General features: G+C 73.3%; 24 protein-coding genes and 3 pseudogenes. 12 read left to right on the forward strand and 15 right to left on the reverse strand.

Annotated elements, in window-relative coordinates:
- Window positions 1-7 precede the first annotated feature (7 nt).
- Window positions 8-844, forward strand: coding sequence for a DeoR/GlpR family DNA-binding transcription regulator (locus ACGFRF_RS02195; protein WP_393736289.1), 837 nt, complete (start codon window positions 8-10; stop codon window positions 842-844).
- Between the two features lie 185 nt (window positions 845-1,029).
- Here the strand turns inward: ACGFRF_RS02195 and ACGFRF_RS02200 are convergent, their stop codons facing one another.
- Window positions 1,030-2,154 carry a PLP-dependent cysteine synthase family protein gene (locus tag ACGFRF_RS02200; protein WP_393736291.1) on the reverse strand — a complete coding sequence of 375 codons (1,125 nt, stop codon included), beginning with the start codon at window positions 2,152-2,154 and terminating at the stop codon, window positions 1,030-1,032.
- A 306-nt stretch (window positions 2,155-2,460) separates the two neighbouring features.
- Between ACGFRF_RS02200 and ACGFRF_RS02205 the strand changes: the two genes are divergently transcribed.
- Window positions 2,461-2,784, forward strand: coding sequence for a hypothetical protein (locus ACGFRF_RS02205; protein WP_393736293.1), 324 nt, complete (start codon window positions 2,461-2,463; stop codon window positions 2,782-2,784).
- 229 nt (window positions 2,785-3,013) lie between these two features.
- Window positions 3,014-3,520: pseudogene (locus ACGFRF_RS02210) on the forward strand (ATP-binding protein); the annotation flags it as partial.
- Window positions 3,521-3,955: 435 nt separating this feature from the next.
- Here ACGFRF_RS02210 and ACGFRF_RS02215 read toward each other — a convergent pair.
- The 3 genes and pseudogenes from ACGFRF_RS02215 to ACGFRF_RS02225 form a co-directional block, all read right to left on the reverse strand.
- Window positions 3,956-4,331, reverse strand: a pseudogene (locus ACGFRF_RS02215) (ABC transporter permease); the annotation flags it as partial.
- Window positions 4,324-4,495: pseudogene (locus ACGFRF_RS02220) on the reverse strand (ATP-binding cassette domain-containing protein); the annotation flags it as partial. The pseudogenes ACGFRF_RS02220 and ACGFRF_RS02215, both read right to left, overlap by 8 nt.
- Complete coding sequence (locus tag ACGFRF_RS02225; protein ID WP_393736295.1) at window positions 4,492-4,782, reverse strand: SHOCT domain-containing protein; 291 nt, start codon at window positions 4,780-4,782, stop codon at window positions 4,492-4,494. The gene ACGFRF_RS02225 and the pseudogene ACGFRF_RS02220, both read right to left, overlap by 4 nt.
- Window positions 4,783-4,963: 181 nt before the next feature.
- Between ACGFRF_RS02225 and ACGFRF_RS02230 the strand changes: the two genes are divergently transcribed.
- From ACGFRF_RS02230 to ACGFRF_RS02245, 4 genes are read left to right on the forward strand one after another with little or no spacing between them, the layout of a single operon-like run.
- Window positions 4,964-5,539 carry a TetR/AcrR family transcriptional regulator gene (locus ACGFRF_RS02230; RefSeq protein ID WP_393736297.1) on the forward strand — a complete coding sequence of 192 codons (576 nt, stop codon included), beginning with the start codon at window positions 4,964-4,966 and terminating at the stop codon, window positions 5,537-5,539.
- Window positions 5,540-5,544: 5 nt separating this feature from the next.
- A complete protein-coding gene (locus tag ACGFRF_RS02235; RefSeq protein WP_393736299.1) occupies window positions 5,545-5,940 on the forward strand; it encodes a cupin domain-containing protein in 396 nt (131 codons plus the stop codon).
- 31 nt (window positions 5,941-5,971) lie between these two features.
- Window positions 5,972-6,550, forward strand: coding sequence for a DUF4865 family protein (locus ACGFRF_RS02240; protein WP_393736300.1), 579 nt, complete (start codon window positions 5,972-5,974; stop codon window positions 6,548-6,550).
- Entirely contained in the window at window positions 6,547-7,455 is a 909-nt protein-coding gene (locus ACGFRF_RS02245; RefSeq protein WP_393736302.1) for a phosphotriesterase, read from the forward strand. The genes ACGFRF_RS02240 and ACGFRF_RS02245 overlap by 4 nt, the downstream gene beginning before the upstream one ends.
- Before the next feature lie 260 nt (window positions 7,456-7,715).
- Here the strand turns inward: ACGFRF_RS02245 and ACGFRF_RS02250 are convergent, their stop codons facing one another.
- The 3 genes from ACGFRF_RS02250 to ACGFRF_RS02260 form a co-directional block, all read right to left on the reverse strand.
- Entirely contained in the window at window positions 7,716-8,477 is a 762-nt protein-coding gene (locus ACGFRF_RS02250; protein WP_393736304.1) for an NUDIX hydrolase, read from the reverse strand.
- Window positions 8,474-9,712, reverse strand: a complete 1,239-nt coding sequence (locus ACGFRF_RS02255) for an ROK family protein (RefSeq protein WP_393736305.1) — start codon at window positions 9,710-9,712, stop codon at window positions 8,474-8,476. Before ACGFRF_RS02255 ends, ACGFRF_RS02250 begins: the two co-directional genes overlap by 4 nt.
- 96 nt (window positions 9,713-9,808) lie before the next feature.
- Entirely contained in the window at window positions 9,809-10,459 is a 651-nt protein-coding gene (locus tag ACGFRF_RS02260; RefSeq protein WP_393736307.1) for an alpha-ketoglutarate-dependent dioxygenase AlkB family protein, read from the reverse strand.
- A gap of 79 nt (window positions 10,460-10,538) precedes the next feature.
- Here ACGFRF_RS02260 and ACGFRF_RS02265 point away from each other — a divergent pair, with 79 nt between their 5' ends.
- Window positions 10,539-11,672, forward strand: a complete 1,134-nt coding sequence (locus ACGFRF_RS02265) for a methyltransferase (RefSeq protein WP_393736309.1) — start codon at window positions 10,539-10,541, stop codon at window positions 11,670-11,672.
- Here ACGFRF_RS02265 and ACGFRF_RS02270 read toward each other — a convergent pair.
- The 3 genes from ACGFRF_RS02270 to ACGFRF_RS02280 are packed head-to-tail and all read right to left on the reverse strand — an operon-like array spanning window position 11,659 to window position 14,211.
- Window positions 11,659-12,432: a helix-turn-helix domain-containing protein gene (locus ACGFRF_RS02270; RefSeq protein WP_393736311.1), complete on the reverse strand. Its 774-nt coding sequence runs from the start codon at window positions 12,430-12,432 to the stop codon at window positions 11,659-11,661. The two genes, ACGFRF_RS02265 and ACGFRF_RS02270, sit on opposite strands and share 14 nt — an antisense overlap.
- A gap of 2 nt (window positions 12,433-12,434) precedes the next feature.
- Window positions 12,435-13,295, reverse strand: a complete 861-nt coding sequence (locus tag ACGFRF_RS02275) for a class II fructose-bisphosphate aldolase (RefSeq protein WP_393736312.1) — start codon at window positions 13,293-13,295, stop codon at window positions 12,435-12,437.
- Between the two features lie 34 nt (window positions 13,296-13,329).
- On the reverse strand, window positions 13,330-14,211 hold the full coding sequence (locus tag ACGFRF_RS02280; RefSeq protein ID WP_393736314.1) for an SIS domain-containing protein: 882 nt from the start codon (window positions 14,209-14,211) through the stop codon (window positions 13,330-13,332).
- 224 nt (window positions 14,212-14,435) lie between these two features.
- Here ACGFRF_RS02280 and ACGFRF_RS02285 point away from each other — a divergent pair, with 224 nt between their 5' ends.
- Window positions 14,436-15,215, forward strand: coding sequence for a DeoR/GlpR family DNA-binding transcription regulator (locus ACGFRF_RS02285; protein WP_393736316.1), 780 nt, complete (start codon window positions 14,436-14,438; stop codon window positions 15,213-15,215).
- 15 nt (window positions 15,216-15,230) lie between these two features.
- Here ACGFRF_RS02285 and ACGFRF_RS02290 read toward each other — a convergent pair whose 3' ends face one another.
- Window positions 15,231-15,626 carry a luciferase family protein gene (locus ACGFRF_RS02290; RefSeq protein WP_393736318.1) on the reverse strand — a complete coding sequence of 132 codons (396 nt, stop codon included), beginning with the start codon at window positions 15,624-15,626 and terminating at the stop codon, window positions 15,231-15,233.
- Window positions 15,627-16,010: 384 nt separating this feature from the next.
- Here ACGFRF_RS02290 and ACGFRF_RS02295 point away from each other — a divergent pair, with 384 nt between their 5' ends.
- Together ACGFRF_RS02295 and ACGFRF_RS02300 are read left to right on the forward strand one after the other, a co-directional pair.
- Complete coding sequence (locus ACGFRF_RS02295) at window positions 16,011-17,180, forward strand: MFS transporter (protein ID WP_393736320.1); 1,170 nt, start codon at window positions 16,011-16,013, stop codon at window positions 17,178-17,180.
- 220 nt (window positions 17,181-17,400) lie between these two features.
- Window positions 17,401-18,141, forward strand: a complete 741-nt coding sequence (locus ACGFRF_RS02300) for a maleylpyruvate isomerase family mycothiol-dependent enzyme (RefSeq protein ID WP_393736322.1) — start codon at window positions 17,401-17,403, stop codon at window positions 18,139-18,141.
- Window positions 18,142-18,147: 6 nt separating this feature from the next.
- Here ACGFRF_RS02300 and ACGFRF_RS02305 read toward each other — a convergent pair whose 3' ends face one another.
- Complete coding sequence (locus tag ACGFRF_RS02305; RefSeq protein ID WP_393736324.1) at window positions 18,148-18,546, reverse strand: MarR family winged helix-turn-helix transcriptional regulator; 399 nt, start codon at window positions 18,544-18,546, stop codon at window positions 18,148-18,150.
- A gap of 85 nt (window positions 18,547-18,631) precedes the next feature.
- On the opposite strand from ACGFRF_RS02305, the gene ACGFRF_RS02310 reads away from it, so the two are divergent.
- Window positions 18,632-20,122, forward strand: a complete 1,491-nt coding sequence (locus tag ACGFRF_RS02310) for an MFS transporter (protein ID WP_393736326.1) — start codon at window positions 18,632-18,634, stop codon at window positions 20,120-20,122.
- Window positions 20,123-20,296: 174 nt separating this feature from the next.
- Here the strand turns inward: ACGFRF_RS02310 and ACGFRF_RS02315 are convergent, their stop codons facing one another.
- From ACGFRF_RS02315 to ACGFRF_RS02325, 3 genes are all read right to left on the reverse strand, one after another.
- On the reverse strand, window positions 20,297-20,962 hold the full coding sequence (locus tag ACGFRF_RS02315; protein WP_393736328.1) for a response regulator: 666 nt from the start codon (window positions 20,960-20,962) through the stop codon (window positions 20,297-20,299).
- Window positions 20,959-22,179, reverse strand: a complete 1,221-nt coding sequence (locus ACGFRF_RS02320) for a sensor histidine kinase (RefSeq protein ID WP_393736330.1) — start codon at window positions 22,177-22,179, stop codon at window positions 20,959-20,961. Before ACGFRF_RS02320 ends, ACGFRF_RS02315 begins: the two co-directional genes overlap by 4 nt.
- Window positions 22,180-22,261: 82 nt before the next feature.
- Window positions 22,262-22,954 carry a TetR/AcrR family transcriptional regulator gene (locus ACGFRF_RS02325; protein ID WP_393736332.1) on the reverse strand — a complete coding sequence of 231 codons (693 nt, stop codon included), beginning with the start codon at window positions 22,952-22,954 and terminating at the stop codon, window positions 22,262-22,264.
- Window positions 22,955-23,071 lie beyond the last annotated feature (117 nt).

Consider the following 23,071-nt stretch of genomic DNA (forward strand, 5'->3'; position numbering starts at 1 on the left):
AGCGTACGTGAGTGAGAATCAGAACCTCCTCGCGGAGCAGCGCCGCGCCCTGATCCTGGACGAGGTCCGGCGCCGGGGCGGTGTGCGGGTCAACGAACTGACCCGCAAGCTCGGCGTGTCCGACATGACCGTGCGCCGCGATCTGGACGCGCTCGCCCGCCAGGGGGTGCTGGAGAAGGTGCACGGCGGCGCGGTGCCGGTGGTCGAGCCCAGCACCCACGAGCCGGGGTTCGAGGCGAAGTCCGGCCTCGAGCTGACCGCCAAGGAGGACATCGCCCGCGCCGCCGCCCGGCTGGTCGCCCCGGGCACGGCGATCGCCCTGTCCGGCGGTACGACGACGTACGCGCTCGCGCAGCACCTTCTGGAGGTGCCCGATCTGACCGTGGTGACGAACTCGGTGCGGGTCGCGGACGTCTTCCACGCGGCACAGCGGACCTCCGGGCAGCGGCAGGGCGCGGCCACGGTCGTGCTGACCGGAGGGGTGCGCACCCCGTCCGACTCACTGGTGGGTCCGGTGGCCGACCAGGCGATCGCCGCGCTCCACTTCGACCTGCTCTTCCTGGGCGTGCACGGCATATCGGTGGAGGCCGGACTGTCCACGCCGAACCTCGCGGAGGCCGAGACCAACCGCCGGCTGGTGCACTCCGCGCGCCGCGTCGTGGTGGTGGCCGACCACACCAAGTGGGGCACGGTGGGCCTGAGTTCGTTCGCCGCGCTGGAGCAGGTTGACACGCTCGTCACGGACGCGGGCCTGCCCGCCGATGCGCGCGCGGAGATCTCGGAGCATCTGCCGCGGCTGGTCGTGGCGGGCGAGCCCGAGCCGGAACCGGACGAGGAATTCTGACGGTGCGTCAACTGCGCTGACGGCCGGCGCCCGTCTCCCGCAGGGGACTTCACGAGGGGCTGGCCGCCATGGCTCACCGTCTGCGCCCGCGGTCGGTACGCGAGTTCGTCGGACCGCTCCCGTACGACTGGTGTTCGTCCGGGACATGGCTGCCGCGCCGGAGGCGGTCTTCCGGGCCCCGGACGTCAGTCGGGCCAGACGCCCGTTGCCAGCAGGGTCTCGATCGCCTTCGTGTAGGGCGTGATGTCCAGGCCCTGCTCCGCGAGCCAGGCGTCCGAGTAGTACTTGTCGAGGTACCGGTCGCCGGGATCGCACAGCAGGGTGACCACGCTCCCCCGGCGCCCTGCGGCCACCATCTCGGAGACGATCTTCAGCGCGCTCCACAGCCCGGTGCCGGTCGAGCCGCCCGCCTTGCGGCCGATGGCCCGTTCCAGCGCGCGTACGGCGGCCACGCTGGCCGCGTCCGGGACCTTCATCATCCGGTCGATCGCGCCGGGCACGAAGCTCGGCTCCATCCGCGGCCGCCCGATGCCCTCGATCCGGGAACCGCAGTCGCAGGTGACGTCCGGATCGCCGGCGGTCCAGCCCTCGAAGAAGCAGGAGTTCTCCGGGTCGGCCACACAGACCCGGGTGTCGTACTGCATGTAGTGGACGTAGCGCGCGAGCGTCGCCGACGTGCCGCCGGTGCCGGCCGTGGCGACGATCCACGTCGGCTCCGGGAACCGTTCCAGTTCCAGCTGGCGGAAGATCGACTCGGCGATGTTGTTGTTGCCGCGCCAGTCGGTGGCCCGCTCGGCGTAGGTGAACTGGTCCATGTAGTGGCCGCCGGTCTCCCCCGCGAGGCGGGCGGACTCCTCGTACATCTTCCGGGAGTCGTCGACGAAGTGGCACTGTCCGCCGTGGAACTCGATGAGGCGGATCTTCTCGGCGCTCGTCGTGCGCGGCATCACCGCGATGAAGGGCACGCCGATCAGCTTCGCGAAGTAGGCCTCGGAGACGGCGGTCGAGCCGCTGGACGCCTCGATCACGGGGCTGTCCGGGCGGATCCAGCCATTGCAGAGGCCGTAGAGGAACAGGGAACGGGCGAGCCGGTGCTTCAGGCTGCCGGTGGGATGCGTCGACTCGTCCTTCAGGTAGAGGTCGATGCCCCACCGCTCGGGCAGCGGGAAGCGCAGCAGATGCGTGTCCGCCGAGCGGTTGGCGTCGGCCTGGACCTTGCGGACCGCCTCTTTCAGCCAGTCGCGGTAGGCGGCGTCGCTGCGGTCGACGTCGAGGGTGGCGCCGGTCCGGGCCTGGGGGACGATGCTCACGGCGGTGCTCCTTACGCTGGGCGCAGACGGCGCTGCGCACGGCCGGCACCTCGAGCATAGGCATCTTTCAGACCGCATCCCACCTGCATAAACGCATCTTTGAGCTGCCCAAAGACGCCCTGGGGAAACGGGCGTGCGAGGCAACCGGGGGGCGCATTGGCGGGAGTGCTCCGGCCGGCCGTCGCACGCGTCCCGTGCGTACTGGTGCTCCACGCCGCATCGGGGCAGACTGCACGCGTCGGGACGATCGTCCCGAGCGGGGGCGCACACGGGATCACGGGAACACGCGCAAGGGGGCGGCGAAGGATGGCGGAGCCGGAGTTCACGGCCACGGGCGTGCGGATCGGCAAGCGGCTGCGTTCGCTCACCCGCGCCGGGCAGGTCCGGATCAACGACGGCAGGCTGGAGTTGCTCACCAGCTACGGCAGCGAGATCGACAGCGCGCCGGTACAGGCGGTACGGGCGTCCAAGCCGTGGTTCGCGCCGGACGACCGGGCGCTGGCCGACCTCAACGGCAAGCGGTACCTGCTGACGCTGGGCGAGCACGACCCCGCACCGGGCGAGCCGGGGCCGCCTGCGGCGCGGCGGTTCATCGAGGCGGTGCGCCGGGCGGCCGGACGCGGCGGCTGAGCGACCTGGTGTCGCGAACTCTGCGCAGCGGCCCGTCGCGGCGAGTTGCGTGCGGGCATCCGCTGCGTCACGCTGGTCTCACGTCACTCTGGGTTTACCGGCGATAACGCTGCGAACCAGCCGCCGGCCACGACAGCAGGCGGACGTTTGGACGCAAGCACCCTGCTGGATCCGTTGTTCTCCGTGTTCTTCCGGTGCCTCCGGACCTCTACATCGGGGAGTCGCAGCCGTGATCAGTCACCCAAGCAGGCACTGCACGGTGGAGCTCCAAGCCCTGCCGTCGCGGATCGGCCAGGTCCGCAGAATCGTATCTGCGCAGTTGCGCTACTGGCATATGGACCCGTTGATAGACCGGGCCGCGCTCGGTGTGACGGAGCTGCTGAGCAACGTCCACCGGCACGCCAGGCCCGACAAGTCGTGCACCGTCGAGCTGGAGTTGCTGCCGGACCGGCTCACGGTGTCGGTGCGCGATCACGATCCGCGACTTCCGGTGCCGGCCGAGGGCACGGACGCGACGGACACCGGCCCACTGGCCACCTGCGGTCGCGGGTTGGCGATGGTCGCCGCGATGAGCGAGAGCTGGGGTGCGCGGCCGGACGGCGAGAACGGCAAGGTCGTGTGGTTCACGCTGCCCGCCCCTACGGCGGTACGCACCCACGCGGCCCGCACGCCGCGCCGCGCGGCGGAACGGCAGCCTGCGGCGCCCCGACCGGCCGAGGCGCGCCCGGCACGGGCACCCGCCCCCGTGGCGGCCACGGTTCCGGTGGGCACGAGGACTCCGGGCAGCGCGAGAACTCCGGGCGACACCGGTACACCGGTAGGCGCAGGCGCTCCGGTCGGAGCAGGGGCTCCGGTCGCTGCCGGATCACCCGCCGGTCCGGACACTCCGGTCGGGGCGCGTGCACAGCGTCCGGTCGGTGCGGGGGCTCCGGTCGCTGCCGGATCACCCGTCGGTGCAGGGACTCCGAGCAGCGCGGGTACAACTGTCGGCGCCGGTACACCTGTACGCGCGGGTACACCGATCGGTGCAGGGGCTCCAGTCGGTGCAGGCGCTCCCGTCGGTGCAGGCGCTCCCGTCGGGGTGCGGGCGGGGGCTGCCGGGCCCGCCGTGGCCCGCGCCTCGGAGTGACGGCCTGGCGCCCCGCCCCACGTTCTCGGTGCCCGGTGGTCGTCACTCCGTCGCGATCGCCCGCAGACGTCCAGGCGGGCCGCGCGCCGGGTGGGGCGCGGGCCGGCGAGGGCTCCGGCCGTGACGCCGATCAGCGCCACCACCGCGAGGTGCGCGGGCGGGAGCGCGAAGGCGCACGCCGTGTCGCTCCAGGAAGCCGCCCCGGCCTAGTCCGCCCACCGCCCACCGTGCCGAAGGCGGCGACCAGGACCGACTCCCAGCGGACCATGGACCGCAGTTGGGCGCGGGTCTGGCCGACGGCCCGGAGCAGTCCCAGTTCCCGGGTGCGCTCGTGCAGGGCGAGGGTCAGCGTGTTGGTGATGCCGAGCAGGGCGATGACCACCGCGAGGGCGAGCAGCGCGTAGACGAGGGTGAGCAAGGGTGGACTTGCCCGAGCCCGAGGGGCCTACGATCGCCGTGAAGCGTCCGGCCGGGAAGGCCACGTCCGCTGTCCAGGGCGCGTGCGGCAGTGTCGCCGCCGCCGTACACCTTCACCGCGTCCACGACGCGGTCCGCGGCCCACACTGCGGTCGTCGTGGTCATGCCGCACCGCCCTTGCCGAGGCGGCCGAACTGCTCCTCCAGGACGGACAGGCGGCGCCAGTACTCGTCCTCGTCGATCTCGCCGGAGGCGAAGCGGCGGCCGAGGACCGCGAGCGGGGAGTCGCCCGTGGGGCGGCCGCCGTCCATGGAGCGCCAGGGTCCGCCGCGGCCGCGCCAGGCGGTGCGGCGCAGGAAGGTGACGGCGCCGATCACGACGGCCGCCCAGATCAGCGGGAAGAACAGGATCCAGGGACCGGGTCCGCCGTCCCAGTTCGCCAGGGTCTGCATCTCGGGTCATCTCCCTCATGGGTTCGGGTCTCGGGTGATGTCCCGAGGCTCCCTCCGCAGGGGGGCCGGGGTCGTCGTGCGGCCGACGGCAGTACGCGTACCTCCCGGGGAGTACGTGGGTGAGGGACCGCTGCTCCCTACGGACTGGCGGTCTGTAACTACTAGTATGTACAGTGACCGCATGAGCACCTCGGAGCGACTGATCGAGTCCACCCGTGAGCTGCTGTGGGAGCGTGGGTACGTGGGCACCAGTCCCAAGGCGATCCTGGAGCGCGCGGGCGCCGGACAGGGCAGCATGTACCACCACTTCAAGGGCAAGCCGGATCTCGCCCTGGTGGCGATCCGGCGCACCGCCGAGGAGTTGCGGGCCACCGCCGAAGGTGTCCTGAACGGTCCGGGCACGCCGTACGAGCGGATCGAGGCGTATCTGCTGCGCGAGCGCGACGTGCTGCGCGGCTGCCCGGTCGGTCGGCTGACCATGGACCCGGACGTGATCGCGAGCGACGAGCTGCGGGCGCCGGTGGACGGGACCATCGCGCGGATCCGGGAGCTGATCGCCGAGATCGTCGAAGAGGGCAAGCGGCAGGGGCAGTTCGCGCCGGAGCTGGACGGTGAGGAGATCGGCGCGGCCGTCGTCGCGACCGTGCAGGGCGGCTACGTCCTCGCCCGTGCGTCCGGTTCGCCCGCCGCCTTCGACGCCGGTGTCCGGGGCCTTCTCTCGCTGCTCGCACCCCGAACTCCCGGACAGGAGAACTGAATCACGTGCACATCACCAGACGGCGTCCCGACACCCGGCAGGGCCCGGCGGAGAACTTCACCGGCACGGTCCGGCTGGACGAGATCGCCGCCCCCACGGCCCCGTCCCGGCTGCGCATGTTCGACGTCCACTTCGCGCCGGGCGCCCACACGGCCTGGCACCGGCACCCGCACGGGCAGGTCCTGCACGTCCTGGAGGGCGAGGGACCGGTGCAGCGAAAAGGCGGTGCGGTGGAGGAGATCCGCGCGGGCGACATCGTGTGGATCGAGCCGGACGAAGGGCACTGGCACGGGGCCGGTCCCCGCACCTTCATGACCCACCTCGCGGTCGTGGAGGCCGCCGAGGACGGCACCACCACGGAGTGGGACGCCCACGTGTCGACGACCGAATACCCCGCCTGAGCCGGCGCGTCACTACGGAAGGACCCGCCTCATGCACGCCATGCAGTACGAGTTGACTCTCCCGGCCGACTACGACACGGACATCGTCCGCGCACGGGTCGCCCGCATCGGGCACCGGCTCGACGACTGGGACGGCCTCGGCCTCAAGGCCTACCTCGTGCGCGAACGCGGGTGGCACGGCTCCCCGGTCAACCAGTACGCGCCGTTCTACCTGTGGAACACCGTGGAGGGCATGAACCGCTTCCTGTGGGGCGGCGCCTTCCAGGGGGTGGTCGACGACTTCGGGCGTCCCGCCGTACGGCAGTGGACCGGGCTCGCCTGCTCCGAGGGCGCGGGCTCGCGCGCCGCGTTCGCCGTGCGGCGGCGGGTGCCCGTGCCGGAGGGGGCCGAACTGTCCGTGCTGATGGAGGACGTGGCCGGTGAGACGGAGCGGCTGGCCGGTGAAGACGGTGCCGTGCTCGCGGCGGCGGCCGTGGATCCGCACCGCTGGGAGCTGGTGCACTTCTCCCTCTGGGAGCATGACACCTCCAAGGCCGTCGGGGACGTCTTCGAGGTGCTGCACCTGTCCGCGCCGGGCCGCGACCGGCTCCGCCGCGGACGGCAGTGGTGAGCCGCGTCCGTACGGTCCTCGGTGACATCGGCCCCGACGAACTTGGCGTGTGCGACTCCCACGATCATCTCTTCCTGCGCAGCCCGCAGTTGCCGGGGCGGGAGCTGGACGACGTCAGGGCCGCGCGTGCCGAACTGGACGCGTTCCGCGCGGCGGGCGGAGCGGCCGTCGTGCAGTGGACGCCGTACGGCATGGGACGGCGGGCGGCGGACCTGCCGGAGCTGTCCCGGTCCACCGGGGTGCGGGTCGTCTGCGCCACGGGCCTTCACCAAGTCGCCCACTACGACGACGAGTTGCTCGCCGGTCTGCGCGACCGGCTGGCGGAGGTGTTCGTCTGCGAGCTGACCCAGGGCATCGGCACGAGCGGTGTGCGGGCTGGACTGATCAAGGTGGCGGGCGGCTTCCACGGCCTCGACGCACACGCCCGCTGGACCATGACGGCGGCGGCCGAGGCGCACCACGCCACCGGCGCCGCGATCGCCGTCCACCTGGAGCTGGGCACCGGTGCGCTCGACGTACTCGACCTGCTCTGCGGCGAGCTGGGGGTTCCCGGTGACCGGGTGATCCTGGGTCATCTGAACCGCTTCCCCGACGCGGTGGCGCAGCGGCAGGCCGCCGAGTCGGGCTGCTGGCTGGCGTTCGACGGACCGTCCCGCGCCCATCACGCCACCGACTGGCGGATGCCGGAGACGGTACGGGCCCTGGTGGAGGCCGGGTTCGGGGACCGGCTGCTGCTGGGCGGGGACACGGTGGTCGCCGGGGCACGCTCGGTCGACGGCGGCCCCGGGATGCCGTACCTGCTGCGCCGGCTGCGGCCGCGGCTGGCGGAGGCCGTCGGGGCGGAGCTGGTGGACCGCATCCTCACGGAGCACCCCGGCCGGGCGTTCGCGGCCGACTGGAGGTGAGGACGCTCGCGGTCGAGCCGGAGTGGGGACACTGTGGCCCGATCGTGCGGATCTCGGTCCATCCGGACGGCTTCCGCGCCGGCCGCCGTCCGGACGACGGAGAGGGAAGAACCACAGGACCACAGGACCCAGGACCACTGGCTCACGGTCCTGATGTCTGCGCATGACCGCCCGGCACCGGCACGCTTCCCGGTCGGGCTGGGCGTCCTCAGGACGGGGCCACGGCGGCCGCTCGGGGCGGTGCCGCGGAGTCGGGCGGCTCAGGTGCCGGTGTAACGGCGTACGACCGGTCGCAGATAGTCGACGTGCGGTCCTCCGAGAGCCGCCAGAGCGGCGGGCGAGCGGATCAGCTCGATGCGGTCGAACTCCGGGTCGACGCCGCGTGCTGTCTCCGCCCCCACCAGCGCCGCGTACCGGTCCCGCAGTTCCCGCGCCGGGCGCGGCGGGGCGACGAAGAAGACGCCGACGCTGCCTCGCGCGCCGCGGGCGGTCAGCCAGCGGGTGAGGGCGGCCGCGGAGGTGTCGGAGCCGATCTCCTCCGCCAGCTCGCGAGCCGCGTGCGCGCGCAGGTCGGCCAGGTCCAACTCTCCGTCTGTCTGCGGGGGTTCGACGGTGCCGCCAGGCAGCTGCCAGCGGCCGGGAGCAGCCGTCGAGGGTGCCATCCGGCCGATCAGCAGACGCCCGTCGCCGGTGGGCTGAAGCACGGAGACGAACAGGGAGGAGCACACGGGCGCCCCGGGCACCTGGCGCAGCGCCCGGTACCGGTAGGTGGCCCGCGCCCAGGACAGCAGCAGACCGTCGTGCCCGTCCCGCTCCAGTCCGGTCAGCACCGCCACCGGGCCGTCGAACAGCGCCGGGTTGGCCCGTACCGCCTCCTCCCACACGCGGTCCATCGCCGAGCGGTGCCGTGACGACAGCTCCGGTGCGGCCGTCTCCACGAGCCGGATACGCGTGGCGGGCAGGAGTTCCACCTCGGACGCCTCGGGAAGCGGGGAAACCGGGGAATCCGCGGTGTCCGTCACCGCAGTGCCCCCAGTGGGTCGTCCAGTACCGGTTGCCAGGCCAACTCAGCGGCGCCGACCAGGCTGTTGTGGTCCAGGGTGCACGGCAGGATCGGTACGCCGCCGCTCTGGCCCCACAGGCTGCGGTCGGCGACGACCGCTCGCAGGCGGCCGGGGTCGGCGTCCAGGAGGGTGCGGTGCAGGCCGCCGAGGATGATGCGGTCGGGGTTGAGGATGTTGACCAGTCCGGCGAGCCCGAGTCCGAGGCGGTCGATCAGGGCCTGCGCGGCCGTGCGGACGGCCGGGTCGGCGTACTGGGTGCTCAGCAGGTCGTTGGCCTGCTGGAGCAGGGACACCTCGGGGCCCGGCTCGCGGCCCGCCTCGACGAGCAGGGCCAGCGGGTCCGCCTCGACGTCCAGGCAGCCCCGGCTGCCGCAGTGGCAGGGGCGGCCCTCCGGGTTCACCGTGAGGTGGCCGACCTCCAGGGCGAGGCCCGAACTGCCCGTGTGCAGGCGGCCGTCCAGGACCAGGGCGCCGCCGACGCCCCGGTGCCCGGTGGCCACGCACAGCAGGTCCCGGGCGCCCCGCCCGGCGCCGTGCCGGTGTTCGGCGAGCGCGGCGAGGTTGACATCGTTGGCCGCGAACGCGGGGCCGGTGATGCCGGCGGCGCGCACACACTCCTCGAAGATCCGGCGGACGGGGGCGCCGACGGGCCAGGCCAGGTGCAGGGGGTTCAGGGCCAGGCCGTCGGGTTCGGCGACGGCCGACGGTACGGCGAGTCCGGCGCCGACGCAGCGGCGGCCGGTCGTGCGCAGGAGTTCGGCGCCCGCCTCCACGACCGAGCCCAGCACCTTCGCCGGGTCGGCGTCGACGGTCTCGCAGCCCGGCGCCGTCGCGACGATCCGCCCGCCGAGGCCGACCAGCGCGGCCCGGAAGCCGTCGGCGTGGACCTGCGCCGCCAGGGCGACCGGCCCGTCCTCGGCGATCTCCAGCCGGTGCGAGGGGCGGCCCTGGGAACCGGCCGCCGCGCCCGGCCGGGCGTCCACCCGGATCAGGCCGAGCGCCTCCAGCTCGGCGGCCACCGCGCCGGCGGTGGCACGGGTGACGCCGAGTTCGGCGGTGAGCACGGCCCGGGTCGGCGCCCGCCCCGTGTGCACCAGCTCCAGCGCGGGGCCCAGCGCACCGCGCCCCCGGTCCAGCCGCGCCCTCGAGGTGGTACTTTCCCCCGCCGTCCGGGGATCCGCCTTACCGCTCATGAGGGCGAGTCTCCCATGATCCGCACCCCTGATGACCGACGCCGCCGACCACAGGCCGCGCAGCCGAGCCGGTCCCCTGGGTACGGGCACCGGCCGCTACAGGCCGCTCACCCGCAGGGTGATGTTCAGGCGGCCGGTGAGGTGCAGCCAGGGTGGGGCCGTGTTCGGGTGGACGCGCGGTACGCCGTGGTACGCGAGCCGGGAGGGGCCGCCGAAGACGAACAGGTCCCCGCTGCGCAGCTCGACGTCGGTGTACGGCTTCGCACGCGTCTCGGTGTTGCCGAAGCGGAACACGCAACGGTCGCCGAGGCTCAGCGAGACCACCGGGGCGTCCGTCTGCTCGTCGCTGTCGCGGTGCATGCCCATGCGGGCGTCGCCGTCGTAGAAGTTGATCAGCGCGATGTCGTACGGCCCGGCCGGGACGGTCCGCGGGCCGAGCGCGTCGGCCACCGCGCGGCGGGCCAGCTCGTCCAGCCAGGCCGGGAACGGCTTCACGGGCGCTCCGTCGCCGTCGACCGCCGTGCGGGCGTAGCCGTACGGGTACCAGTGCCGGCCCAGGCAGACCTGGCGCGCGGTCATCGTGCCGCCGCCCGGGGTGCGAACCGTGCGCAGGCCGGCCGGGGGCCGCGCCCACCGCCGGCAGGCGGCGACCAGCTCGCGCTGCCGTTCGGGGTCGAGCCAGTCCGGGACGTGCACGGCGCCCGGCGCGACCTCCGCACGCTCCCTGGGAAACAGCTCCGCGTCCACGCGCTCCATCCTGCCGCATGCCCGCCCCACCGCCCCTGATCTGCGGCTCCGCTAGCCTGGACGCACGATGAGCGACCGTATGACGACACCGTGGGGCGAGGTCGAGCTGACCCGCTTCCCCGAGGATCCGCGCGACCGGCTGCGTGCCTGGGACGCCTCCGACGCGTATCTGCTGCGCCACCTGGCCGAGCAGCAGGTGCCGCTCACGGGGGCGGTCGTGGTGGTCGGGGACCGCTGGGGCGCACTGGTCACGGCGCTGGCGGAGCACGGGCCGACGCAGATCACCGACTCCTTCCTGAGTCAGGAGGCGACCCGGGCCAATCTGGCGCGGGCCGGCGTCGAGCCCGGTGCGGTACGGCTCCTCACCACGCAGGATCCGCCGCCGGAGCGTGTGGACGTGCTGCTCGTGCGGGTGCCCAAGAGCCTGGCTCTGCTGGAGGACCAGTTGCTGCGGCTGGCGCCCGCCGTGCACACCGGCACGGTCGTCGTCGGCACCGGGATGGTGAAGGAGATCCACACCTCCACGCTCCAGCTGTTCGAGCGGATCCTGGGCCCGACCCGGACCTCGCCGGCACAGCAGAAGGCACGGCTGATCTTCTGTACCCCGGATCCGGCGCCGGAGCGGCCCGCCAACCCGTGGCCGTACAGCTACGCGCTCCCGGAGGGAGTCGGCGCGGTGTCGGGGCGCACGGTCGTCAATCACGCGGGCGTCTTCTGCGCCGACCGGCTCGACATCGGTACCCGCTTCTTCCTCCAGCATCTGCCCGGTCCGGGCGCGGGCCGCGTGGTGGACCTCGGGTGCGGCAACGGCGTGGTCGGTACGGCGGTGGCGCTGGCCGACCCTGCGGCCGAGGTGCTGTTCGTGGACGAGTCGTTCCAGGCGGTGGCCTCGGCGGAGGCGACGTACAAGGCGAACGGGGTGCCCGGGCACGCCGAGTTCCGGGTCGGGGACGGGCTGGCCGGGGTGGCTCCCGGCAGTGTGGACCTCGTTCTGAACAACCCGCCGTTCCACTCCCACCAGGCGACGACCGACGCGACGGCCTGGCGCATGTTCACCGGGGCGAAGCGCGCACTGCGGCCGGGCGGTGAGCTGTGGGTGATCGGCAACCGGCACCTCGGCTACCACGTCAAGCTCAAGCGGCTGTTCGGGAACTGCGAACTGGTCGGCAGCGACCGGAAGTTCGTCGTGCTGAAGGCCGTCAGGCAGAGCTAGCGCGCACGGCCCGCGGGGAGGCGCCGAGTTCCCGGCGGCAGGCCTTGTTGAAGGTCTGCAGATCGGGGATGCCGACGGCGGCGGCGATCGCCGGTATGGACAGGGTCGTGGCGCGCAGCAGGTGGTGGGCGCGGTCCAGTCTGCGGCGGCGGACGTAGCCGACCACCGTGTCTCCGGTCGCGGCGCGGAAGAGGCGGATCAGGTGGTTGTGCGAGACGCCCGCCACCCGGGCGATCTCCGGCACGCTGAGCGGTTCGGCCAGGTGCGCCTCGATGTGGGCGACGGCCGCGCTGAACGCCGGGTGCGGTCCCGGCCGTTCGCCGACGGCGGGCGTCAGGTGGGCGACGCGCCACAGCGCGGCCCACACCTCGGCGCGGGTCCGCTCGGGCGAGGCGGGTACGGCGGCCACCGCCTGCCGCAGCAGAGCGGTGATGACGGTGCGTTCCGGTCCCGTGTCCTGCACGACGGGGATCGTGCGGAGCGGTCCGGCGGCCGGGATGCGCAGGTGCGCGTACAGGTGCTCGGAGCGGCCCCGGTACCGGTAGTGGACGGTCGTGGCGGGCGGTACGAGACTCACCCGGCCCGGCCGCAGGATGTGCGGGGTGCCGTCCACGACCAGCTCGGCGTCGTAGCCGTACAGGTGCAGCTGCCACAGCTCGGGGAGCCGGAAGACGTCCGTGCGGCTCGCGACGCCGTGCACACCGACTCCGGCGGCGACCACGTCCGGCGGCTGTCCGAGGTGGAGGGTCGTCAGGCGCATGATCAGCCGGGGATCCGGGAGAGGACACGGATGATCCGGGCCACCTCGCGGGCCATCGCCTCCCGGCCCACGCTGAGGTACTTCCGGGAGTCGACCGCCTCCGGGTGCGCGGCGAGGAACTCGCGGATCGCCCCGGTCATGGCGGCGTTGAGGGCGGTGCCGACGTTGACCTTGGCGATGCCGCGGGCGACCGCCGCGACCAGCCCGTCGTCCGGCACACCGGAGGAGCCGTGCAGGACGAGCGGGACGGCCAGCACGGCGGACAGGCGCCCCAGCAGGCCGTGGTCGAGGGTGGCGCTGCGGGTGGTCATGGCGTGCACGCTGCCGATGGCGACGGCCAGGGCGTCGGCCCCGGTCCTGGTGACGAAGTCCCGGGCCTGGTCGGGATCGGTGCGGGCGCCCGGCGCGTGTGCGTCCAGCGCGGGCCGCCCGTCCTTGCCGCCGACCTGCCCCAACTCGGCCTCGATCCACAGTCCTCGGGCGTGCGCCCAGTCGACGGCGGCCCGGGTCGCGGCGAGGTTGTCGGCGTACGGGAGGCGGGCCGCGTCGTACATCACCGAGCTGAAGCCCGCACCGGCCGCCTGGCGCAGCAGGTCGTCGCTCTGTACGTGGTCCAGGTGCAGCGCGACGGGTACGGCCGCCCGCTCGGCGGCGGCGACGGCCGCGCGGGCCAGCGGCAGCAGCCGACCGTAGCGGAACTTGACGGCGTTCTCGCTGACTTGGAGGACGACGGGCGCGTCCGCCGACTCGGCGCCGGAGATGACGGCTTCGATGTGTTCCAGGGTGATGACGTTGAACGCGGCGACGGCCGAGCGGGCTTCGGCGGCACGGGTGACCAGCTCGCCGGTTGACGCGAGAGGCACGTGAGGTGTCCTTCCGGGACGCGGGGCGGCGGGTTCAGGGGGCGAGGATCACCGAGCGGGTGAGGTGGCGCGGCTCGTCGGGGTCGAGGCCGCGGGCGGCGGCGACGGCGACCGCGAGGCGCTGGACGCGGACGAGTTCGGCGAGCGGGTCGAGCGCGCCCTCGATCCACCTCGCGCCGGTGGCGCGGACCTGTTCGGCGAGCCCGTCGGGCGCCTCGCCGAGCATCCAGGTGGCCGTGCCCTCGGTGGAGACGCTGATCGGGCCGTGCCGGTACTCCATCGCCGGGTAGGCCTCGGTCCAGGACAGGGAGGCCTCACGCATCTTCAGCCCGGCCTCGTTCGCGAGTCCGACGGTCCAGCCGCGCCCCAGGAAGGTGAACTGGGTGCAGCCGACGAGTCCTCGGGGCAGAGAAGCGGCGAGGGCGGTGCGCGCGTCGGCGACGACGCTGTCGGCGTGCAGGCCGAGGTGTGCCCGCAGAAGGGTGAGGGCGGTGGTCGCGAACCGGGTCTGGACGACGGATCGCTCGTCGGCGAAGTCCAGGACGACCAGGTCGTCGGCGGCCGTCATGACGGGGGTGCCGGGGTCGGCGGTGACGGCCGTGGTGCGTGTGCGCCCCTTCAACGCGCCGAGCAGTTCCAGCACCTCGGTGGTGGTCCCGGAGCGGGTGAGGGCGAGCACCCGGTCGTACGACCGCCCGTGCGGGAACTCGGAGGCGGCGAACGCGTCGGTCTCGCCCTGTCCGGCGCGCTCGCGCAGGGCGGCCACCGCCTGTGCCATGAAGTACGAGGTTCCGCAGCCGACGACGGCGACCCGCTCCCCCGGCCCCGGCAGCGCGTCGCGGTGCCGTCCCGCCTCCTCGGCCGCCCGGGTCCAGCACTCCGGCTGGCTGTTCAGCTCGTCCTCGACATGGGTCATGCCCACACCCTCCCTTGCTGATCGTTCCTGCAAGATATAGCGATCTTTTGAGCACAATCAAGCATCCGAGCGCAAGGTGGGTGCGCTAGGGTCACCGGGAGACGCAGAAAGGGAGCGGGAAACGATCGGGGTACGGTCGCGGAATGATCGGCGAGCGATCGGGGACGCCACCGACGCCGCCGTCGCAGACCGCTCGGGGACCGATCGCAGAACGGAGGCCGCGGATGTCCCGGGACGCCCGCTGGAAGGCGCTGCTGGAACTGCTCGTCGAGCGCGGCCGGCTGGAGGTCGAGGAGGCGGCCACCGAGCTGGAGGTGTCGGCGGCCACGATCCGCCGGGACTTCGACCAGCTCGCCGAACAGCAGATGCTGGTGCGCACGCGGGGCGGAGCGGTGGTGCACGGGGTGTCGTACGAACTCCCCCTGCGTTACAAGACGGCCCGCCGCGCCTCCGAGAAACAGCGCATCGCCAAGGCGGTGGCCGACCTCGTCGCGCCGGGTGAGGCGGTGGGGCTGACCGGTGGTACGACCACCACGGAGGTGGCCCGCGCACTTGCCGTACGCGGTGACCTGTCCACCGGGTCGCCTGCGCTCACCGTCGTCACCAACGCGCTCAACATCGCCAACGAACTCGCCGTGCGGCCCCAGTTCAAGATCGTGGTGACGGGCGGGGTGGCGCGCCCGCAGTCGTACGAACTCATCGGCCCGCTCGCGGACGGGGTGCTCGGCCAGATCACGCTGGACGTGGCGGTGCTGGGGGTGGTCGCGTTCGACGTCACGCACGGCGCGGCGGCGCACGACGAGGCGGAGGCCGCGATCAACCGGCTGTTGTGCGAGCGCGCCGAGCGGGTGGTGGTCGCCGCCGACTCCAGCAAGCTGGGCCAGCGGGCGTTCGCCCGGATCTGCGGGGCGGAGCTGGTGAACACGCTGGTGACGGACACGGCGGTGGAACAGGAGACGGTGCGGCGGTTCGAGGACGCGGGGATCCGGGTCGTGGCGGTGTGACGGCCGACGGCAGGTTCAGAACGCGCCGAGGTCGGCCTTCACGAACCCCTTGCCGCGCTGGTCGTTGCAGCCGGCCAAGGGTCGGTCGGCGGGGTCGGGCCAGCTCTGCGGGGCCTGGAGCGCCACGCTCACCAAGGTCAGCAGAAGGTCTACGTCGCTCGCGGCGTCGAGGCGCAGGGTCACCCACTGCGAGCCCGGCACGATCCTGATCGCCCCCGCGCCCTTGAAGTCCTTGGCGAACCGGCGGATGGCCCGGTCGGTCAGTCGCAGATCGACATCCCGGTCCGAGTGGAAGTGGGCTATCTCGCCCTGGGCCGAACTCACCGCCTGCCCCAGTCCGCAGCTCGGTGCGGCCTGCTTCAGGTCCGGCCAGGTCGCCAGTTGCGCGAACGCGCGCGAGGCCAACGTCATGGGCCCATCATGGCGCGCTCACCCGCCCGCAACCAGCTTGTGGACAAGCATTAACCGACCTTTGTTCGCCGCGGAACACGCCCCCATCCCACACGAGCGTTCACGCTCCGCACAGGCAACCCGCCGGCCCCCGTCGCCGCGAACCGCCGTGACCGTCACCGCCCTTGCGGGTCCACCCGCGCCGAACCGACGGGCGCCGGTGAGGGACTGCTTCTCGCAGAGGCCGCCTGCGAGGCCGAACACGTCCTCGAGGATCGGGAACCGGGTCGCCGGCCGCCCACCGGCACACCTTTTGCTCGCCCTCCCACCTCTTGCTCGCCCTCCACGGCTCGCCCTAGGGTTGACTTTGTGTCGCTAATAAACAAAACCCGTACGCACAGCGTAGTGCCGGGCCAGGGTCTTGCCGGGCTGCGCGCGGCGATCACCGCTTTCTTCGCGCTGGACGGCTTCATCTTCGCCGGATGGGTCGTGCGCATCCCCGACATCAAGCACCAGACGCATGCCTCCGCCGGCGCCCTGGGGCTCGCCCTGCTGGGCGTGTCCGCCGGTGCCGTCGTCACGATGACGCTCATCGGCCGGCTGTGCCGTCGCTACGGCAGCCATCCGGTGACCGTCGTCTGCATGGTGGTGCTCGCGTTCAGCGTCGCGCTGCCCCCGCTCACCCACTCGGCAACGGCACTCGGCGCCGTCCTGCTGCTCTTCGGCGCCGCGTACGGGGGTGTGAACGTCGCTTTCAACAGCGCCGCCGTCGATCTGGTGGCCGCCCTGCGCAGACCGGTCATGCCCAGTTTCCACGCCGCGTTCAGCCTGGGCGGGATGATCGGCGCGGGCCTGGGCGGACTGGTCGCCGGTGCTCTCTCCCCCGCCCGTCATCTGCTCGGTCTCACGCTGATCGGGCTGCTCGTCACGGCGGTCGCCGGCCGCGTCCTGCTGCGGCACGAGCCCCCCGCACCGGCGGACAGTACGCCGTCGGCGCAGGCGGGGACCGGCGGCGGGGCGCGGCGGACCGGCGGTCGTGGGCTGGTCGTCGTCTTCGGGCTGGTCGCGTTGTGCACCGCCTACGGCGAAGGTGCCATGGCCGACTGGGGTGCGCTCCACCTCCAGCAGGACCTGGCGGCGTCCTCGGGCACGGCGGCCGCCGGGTACGCGTCGTTCGCGCTGGCCATGACCATCGGCCGGCTGACGGGGGCGGCGCTGCTGGCGCGCCTCGGCCGGGCACGGACCGTGATCGCCGGCGGTGCCGTCGCGGCGGCCGGCATGCTGCTCGGCTCGCTCGCCCCGTCCGCGTGGGCGGCGCTGATCGGCTTCGCCGTCACCGGACTCGGGCTCGCCAACCTCTTCCCGGTCGCCGTGGAGCGTGCCGGTGCCCTCGCCGGCCCGTCCGGCGTCGCCGTCGCCTCCACGCTGGGCTACGGCGGCATGCTCCTCGGGCCGCCCGCGATCGGCTTCATGGCGGACTGGTTCTCCCTGCCCACCGCGCTCACCAGCGTCGCCGCACTGGCCGCCGTCGCCGCGGCCATCGGGGTGTCGACCCGGCGGGCGATGGGCGGTTGACGTCGGCCTCCCGCGCGGCGGGTCCCACGGGCCGGAGCGGGCGCGAGGCGGCAGTCGGTGCGTGAAGGAGTGCGGTGCACCGCGTGCACCGCCCCCGATCCCGCAATGTCCCCCGCGGGGACGTTCGGCGCAGCGGCCCTGCGCCGTCGCCGCCGGGTACGGCCACGCGGCGCCGGAGAACAATCACCCTTGAGCGCGCTCCATCCGGCACACTCGCCCCATGGAGACTGCCGAGTTCCTTCATGCCCTGGACCGGGAGGGCCGGTTGCTGGCCGCGGCCGCCGCGGAGGCCGGGCCCGACGCCAAGGTGCCGTCCTGTCCGGAGTGGCAGGTGCGTGACCTGCTGCGGCACACGGGGGCGGTGCACCGGTGGGCCGCCGCGTTCGTCGCCGACGCGCATACCGCGCCCCGGCCCCTCGGTGACCCGCCGGACCTGGACGGTGCCGAGCTGGTGGCCTGGTACCGCGACAGCCACCGGCTGCTGGTCGACACCCTGGCCGGTGCTCCGGCCGACGTGGAGTGCTGGACCTTCCTGCCGGCGCCCGGCCCCTCGCCGCTCGCGTTCTGGACCCGGCGGCAGGCGCACGAGACGACCGTGCACCGCCACGACGCGGAGGCGGCGCACGGGGGTACGGCCACACCGATCGCGCCGGACTTCGCGGCGGACGGCATCGACGAGTTGCTGCGCGGATTCCACGCCCGGCCCAGGAGCCGGGTCCGCACCGAACGGCCGCGGGTGCTGCGGGTGCGGGCGGTGGACGCGGGGGCGGACGCGGTGTGGACCGTACGGCTGACGACCGAGCCGCCGGTGACCGTGCGGAGGGCGGCAGGGGAGGCCGAGGCCGAGCTGTCGGGCCCCGCGGACCAGTTGTACCTGGCGCTGTGGAACCGGGCGCCGGTCCCGGCCGTGACCGGGGATCGCGCTCTCGCCGATCTGTGGCGGGCTGCGTCCGGGATCTGAGGCCCGTCAGTCGACCTCGTCGAGCATGCGGGCCAGCACCGCGCGCTGCACCGGCCGCACCTCGCCGTGCAGCGCGTGTCCCTTCGCCGTGAGCGCCACGCGTACCCCGCGCCGGTCCTCGGCGCACATGGCCCGCTCGACGAGGCCGTCCTTCTCCAGGCGGCCGATGAGCCGGGACAGCGCGCTCTGGCTGAGGTGGACCCGCTCGGAGATCTCCTGCACACGGTAGGCGCAGCCGCCGTCCGCCGCCGTGCCCTCGGCCAGCAGGTCGAGGACCTCGAAGTCGCTGGCGCACAGGCCGTGTCCGTGCAGTGCCCGGTCCAGCTCGCACTGGGTGCGGGCGTGCAGGCCGAGGATGTCCCGCCACTGCTCCACGAGCGCCTGCTCGGCCTTCTTCGCCGCCATGAGCGCACGGTAGCAGAGAAGAGAGTTTGTTGCATCGGAATTAAATGCTCTTGCATTCAATGCATATGCATGTAGTCTCCTCGGCATGACCTCTCCGCTCACCACCTCCGCCGCTGCGTCATCGGCGGTCCGCTGGACTCCCCGGCTGTGGGGCACTCTGCTGGTGCTGTGCGCCGCGATGTTCCTGGACGCGCTGGACGTGTCGATGGTCGGCGTCGCGCTGCCGTCCATCGGCTCCGATCTCCACCTGTCCACGTCGACGCTGCAATGGATCGTCAGCGGCTACATCCTGGGATACGGCGGCCTGCTCCTCCTCGGTGGCCGCACCGCCGACCTGCTCGGGCGGCGCCAGGTGTTCCTGGTGGCACTGGCCGTCTTCGCGCTGGCGTCCCTGCTCGGCGGGCTGGTGGACTCCGGACCGCTGCTGATCGCCAGCCGGTTCATCAAGGGCCTGAGCGCGGCGTTCACGGCACCGGCCGGCCTGTCGATCATCACCACGACGTTCCCGGAGGGCCCGCTGCGCAACCGCGCCCTGTCCATCTACACCACCTGCGCCGCCACCGGCTTCTCCATGGGCCTGGTGCTGTCCGGGCTGCTCACCGAGGCCAGCTGGCGCTTCACCATGCTGCTGCCCGCGCCGATCGCCCTGATCGCCCTCGCCGCCGGCCTGAAGCTGCTGCCGCGCAGCCCCCGCGAGGAGGACCACGACGGCTACGACATCCCGGGCGCCGTCCTCGGCACCGCGTCGATGCTGCTGCTGGTGTTCACCGTCGTCCAGGCGCCCGAGTCCGGCTGGACCTCTGCCCGCACCCTGCTGTCCTTCCTCGCCGTCGCCGTCCTGCTGACCGCCTTCGTCCTGGTCGAGCGGCGCTCGCCGAGCCCGCTGATCCGGCTGGGCGTGCTGCGCGCGGGCAGCCAGGTACGCGCCCAGCTCGGCGCGATCTGCTTCTTCGGCTCGTACGTCGGATTCCAGTTCCTGACCACCCTGTACATGCAGTCGCTGCTCGGCTGGTCGGCGCTGCACACGGCGCTCGCCTTCCTGCCGGCCGGTGCGCTGGTGGCGGTGTCCGCCACGAAGGTCGGCGCGATCGTCGACCGGTTCGGCACTCCCCGGCTGATCACGACGGGCTTCGCGCTGATGGTCCTCGGGTACGCGCTGTTCCTGCGCGTCGACCTCGACCCGGTGTACGCGGCCGTCGTCCTGCCGTCCATGCTGCTGATCGGCGCGGCCTGCGCGTTGGTCTTCCCCGCGCTCAACATCCAGGCCACCAACGGGGTCGAGGACCACGAGCAGGGCATGGTCTCCGGGCTGCTGAACACCTCGATCCAGGTGGGTGGGGCGATCTTCCTGGCGGTGGTCACCGCCGTGGTCACCGCGGGCGCTCCAGCGCACGCCACCCCGCAGGCCGTCCTCGACAGCTACCGGCCCGGCTTCCTCGTCGTCACCGGCATCGCGGTGGCCGGTCTGCTCATCAGCCTCACCGGTCTGCGCAGCCGACGCGGCGGGCAGTCGGTCGTCGTCGCCAAGTCCACCGTGGGGGAGGCGGAAGTGGACCGCGTACCGGTCCACGACTAGGGCCTGTTCCGACCATCCGCGTCGTCGCCCGAAGGGCGGACGGGAACGGTCGGACGGCCCCAGGGGGACCGCCTCCGAACGTGCGCCCGGTGGGAGTTGCCGCTCCGCCGGGCGCACGGCTGCGCACCCGCCGGGCTCACGCGCGCGGACGGGCCGTACCGTCCGGCGAGCGGCTCAGCCCAGCCAGCCCGGTCGTACCAGCCCCGACTCGTAGGCGAGGACCACGAGTTGCGCGCGGTCGCGGGCGCCCAGTTTGACCATCGTGCGGCTCACATGGGTCTTGGCCGTGAGCGGGCTGACCACCAGGCGGCGGGCGATCTCCTCGTTCGACAGGCCGATGCCGACCAGCGCCATCACCTCCCGCTCCCGCTCGGTGAGCCGAAAGAGCGCGTCGGCGGCCGCCGGCTCCTTGGAGCGGGCCGCGAACTCGGCGATCAGCCGCCGGGTGACGCCCGGCGACAGCAGCGCGTCGCCCGCCACCACCGCCCGCACGGCGCGCACGAGTTCGGCCGGCTCGGTGTCCTTCACCAGGAAGCCGGAGGCGCCCGCGCGAATCGCCTCGAAGACGTACTCGTCCAGTTCGAAGGTGGTGAGCATGATCACCTTCACGTCCTTCAGTTCCGCTTCCCCGGTGAGGCGCCGGGTCGCGGCCAGGCCGTCCAGCAGGGGCATGCGGATGTCCATCAGGACGACGTCCGGCCGCAGTTCGCGTACCAGCCGCAGCGCCTCCTCCCCGTCGGCCGCCTCCCCGGCCACCGCGAGGTCCGGCTGGGCGTCGAGCAGCGCCCTGAAACCGGCCCGCACCAGCGACTGGTCGTCGGCGAGCAGTACCCGGATCACTGGTCCTCCCTCAGGTGCGTCGGCAGTACGGCGAGCACCCGGAAGCCGCCGTCGGGGCGCGGGCCCGCGTCGATGGTGCCACCCAGCGCGGCCGCCCGCTCCCGCATGCCGACCAGCCCGTTCCCGCTGCCCCCGGCGTCCGCGCCGGTCGCGGGGCCGTCGTCGTCGATCCGCAGCCGCAGCGCGCCGCCGTCGTGGGCGAAGCGCACACGCGCGTGCCGTGATCCGGAATGGCGTACGACGTTGGTCAGGGCCTCCTGCACGATGCGGAAGGCAGCCAGGTCGGCGCCGGGCGGCAGCTGCGGCGGGCCGCCCTCGATCTCCACGGTGAGGCCCGCGGCCGCCGCCTGTTCGACCAGCTCGGGGAGCCGGTCGAGGCCGGGGGCGGGGGCGCGCGGCGCGGCACCGGGTGCGCGCAGGGTGGCGAGGACCTGACGCACCTCCCCGAGCGCCTCCTTGCTGGCGGCCTTGATGGTGGTGAGCGCGGCCCGCGCCTGCTCGGGGTCGCTGTCGAGGAGTGTCAGCCCCATACTCGCCTGGACGTTGATGACGGAGATGCTGTGCGCGAGGACGTCGTGCAGCTCGCGGGCGATCCGCAGCCGTTCCTCGTCGGCGCGCCGCCTGGCCGCCTGGGCGCGGTCCGCGCGCTCCCGCGCCCACTGCTCGCGGCGCACCCGGGCCAGCTCGGCCAGGGCGACGACGGCGAGCACCCAGGTGGCGATGACGATCTCCTGGGTGAGGCCCGCGCTCTCGTCCCCCGCGGGCGGGAGCCGGCGGTAGAGCCAGAGAGCGACCAGCGCGTGGCCGGCCCACAGCAGCCCGATGGCCGCCCAGGCGGCCCGCCGGTGCCCGGCGACGAGCGCGCTGAAGCAGGCGACCGCGACCGTGAGGAGGACCGGGCCGTACGGGTAGCCCAGGACCAGATAGAGGAGGACCGTCGTCGCCGTGCCGAAGGCCACGGGCACCGGACGGCGGTGCCGCCACAGCAGCAGGACCGAGGCGATCAGCAGCAACGCGCGCCCGTAACCGTCGAGCTGTACGCGGTGCTGCTGGTCGTGCGCGGCGAAGTGGGTACCGATCAGCACGAACGCGGTGAGGAACGCGGTCGAGCGCCACGGCAGCCGGGCCCGGTGCACCTCGGGATCGCCCGGGCGGTTCCACCAGGGAGGCCCGTAGCGCCACCAGTGGGAGGGACCGCCCCCGTGCTCCTCTTCCATGCACGCCACGCTAGACGCCGCCGGGGCGCGAGGGCGTCAGCCGGGCGGCGTGATCACCGGTACTCCCCGGGGAGTACGCGGCTCAGGCCTGCACCAGGCCCACCCCGCGCGCCAGCTGGGCGACCGCGTGCCGGAAGAACGTCTCGCGGTCCTCCACCACCCGGTTGAACTGCCCGAACAGTTCGAACCCGATCAGTCCGAACAGCTGCGCCCAGGCCGCCACCAGCGACGCCGCCACCTCGGCCGGCAGTTCGGGGGCGAGGTCGGCGGCCATCCGCTCGGCCTCGGGGCGCAGGTCGGCCGGGAGCGGCGGGGCGGCGAGACCGGGGCCCCGGTGGGCGTCGCGGAGGATGCCGATGAGGACCAGGCCGACGCGCGACGCGGCCCGGACGGTGGTGTCGGGGGCGGCGTAGCCGGGCACGGGCGAGCCGTAGATCAGCGCGTACTCGTGCGGATGGGCGAGCGCCCAGCCGCGCGCCGCCTCGCACACCGCCGTCCAGCGTTCCCCGGGCGTGGCGTCGGACGCGGCGTCCCGCGCCTGTTCCGCCGCCTCACCGAGGGAGTCGTAGGCGTCGATGATCAGCTCGGTCAGCAGCTCGTCACGGCTGGGGAAGTAGCGGTAGACGGCCGACGAGACCATGCCCACCTCGCGGGCGACGGCTCGCAGCGAGAGCTTGGCCGCGCCCTCGGCCGCCAACTGCCTGCGGGCGGCTTCCTTGATGGCCGCGGTGACTTCGGCCCTGGCCCGCGCTCGGGCGCCCTGTGCGGTGCTCATGCCAGCAGTGTGCCACGGAGCAAGAGCGGTGCACACAAGAGAGAGCGGCGCTCAATAAATAGAGCAGGGCACGCGAACAAGAGCGGCGCACGGAAAAGAGAGCACCGCTCTTGCTCC

The sequence above is a fragment of the Streptomyces sp. NPDC048521 genome (genome assembly GCF_043199855.1).
Classification (GTDB): Bacteria; Actinomycetota; Actinomycetes; order Streptomycetales; family Streptomycetaceae; genus Streptomyces.

Coding starts and splice junctions, on each gene's coding strand:
- ACGFRF_RS02205 (WP_393736293.1), top strand. CDS start 2,461: ATGGCGGAGCCGGAGTTCACGGCCACGGGCGTGCGGATCGGCAAGCGG.
- ACGFRF_RS02225 (WP_393736295.1), bottom strand. CDS start 4,782: ATGCAGACCCTGGCGAACTGGGACGGCGGACCCGGTCCCTGGATCCTG.
- ACGFRF_RS02230 (WP_393736297.1), top strand. CDS start 4,964: ATGAGCACCTCGGAGCGACTGATCGAGTCCACCCGTGAGCTGCTGTGG.
- ACGFRF_RS02240 (WP_393736300.1), top strand. CDS start 5,972: ATGCACGCCATGCAGTACGAGTTGACTCTCCCGGCCGACTACGACACG.
- ACGFRF_RS02255 (WP_393736305.1), bottom strand. CDS start 9,712: ATGAGCGGTAAGGCGGATCCCCGGACGGCGGGGGAAAGTACCACCTCG.
- ACGFRF_RS02265 (WP_393736309.1), top strand. CDS start 10,539: ATGACGACACCGTGGGGCGAGGTCGAGCTGACCCGCTTCCCCGAGGAT.
- ACGFRF_RS02270 (WP_393736311.1), bottom strand. CDS start 12,432: ATGCGCCTGACGACCCTCCACCTCGGACAGCCGCCGGACGTGGTCGCC.
- ACGFRF_RS02280 (WP_393736314.1), bottom strand. CDS start 14,211: ATGACCCATGTCGAGGACGAGCTGAACAGCCAGCCGGAGTGCTGGACC.
- ACGFRF_RS02285 (WP_393736316.1), top strand. CDS start 14,436: ATGTCCCGGGACGCCCGCTGGAAGGCGCTGCTGGAACTGCTCGTCGAG.
- ACGFRF_RS02290 (WP_393736318.1), bottom strand. CDS start 15,626: ATGACGTTGGCCTCGCGCGCGTTCGCGCAACTGGCGACCTGGCCGGAC.
- ACGFRF_RS02300 (WP_393736322.1), top strand. CDS start 17,401: ATGGAGACTGCCGAGTTCCTTCATGCCCTGGACCGGGAGGGCCGGTTG.
- ACGFRF_RS02305 (WP_393736324.1), bottom strand. CDS start 18,546: ATGGCGGCGAAGAAGGCCGAGCAGGCGCTCGTGGAGCAGTGGCGGGAC.
- ACGFRF_RS02310 (WP_393736326.1), top strand. CDS start 18,632: ATGACCTCTCCGCTCACCACCTCCGCCGCTGCGTCATCGGCGGTCCGC.
- ACGFRF_RS02320 (WP_393736330.1), bottom strand. CDS start 22,179: ATGGAAGAGGAGCACGGGGGCGGTCCCTCCCACTGGTGGCGCTACGGG.
- ACGFRF_RS02325 (WP_393736332.1), bottom strand. CDS start 22,954: ATGAGCACCGCACAGGGCGCCCGAGCGCGGGCCAGGGCCGAAGTCACC.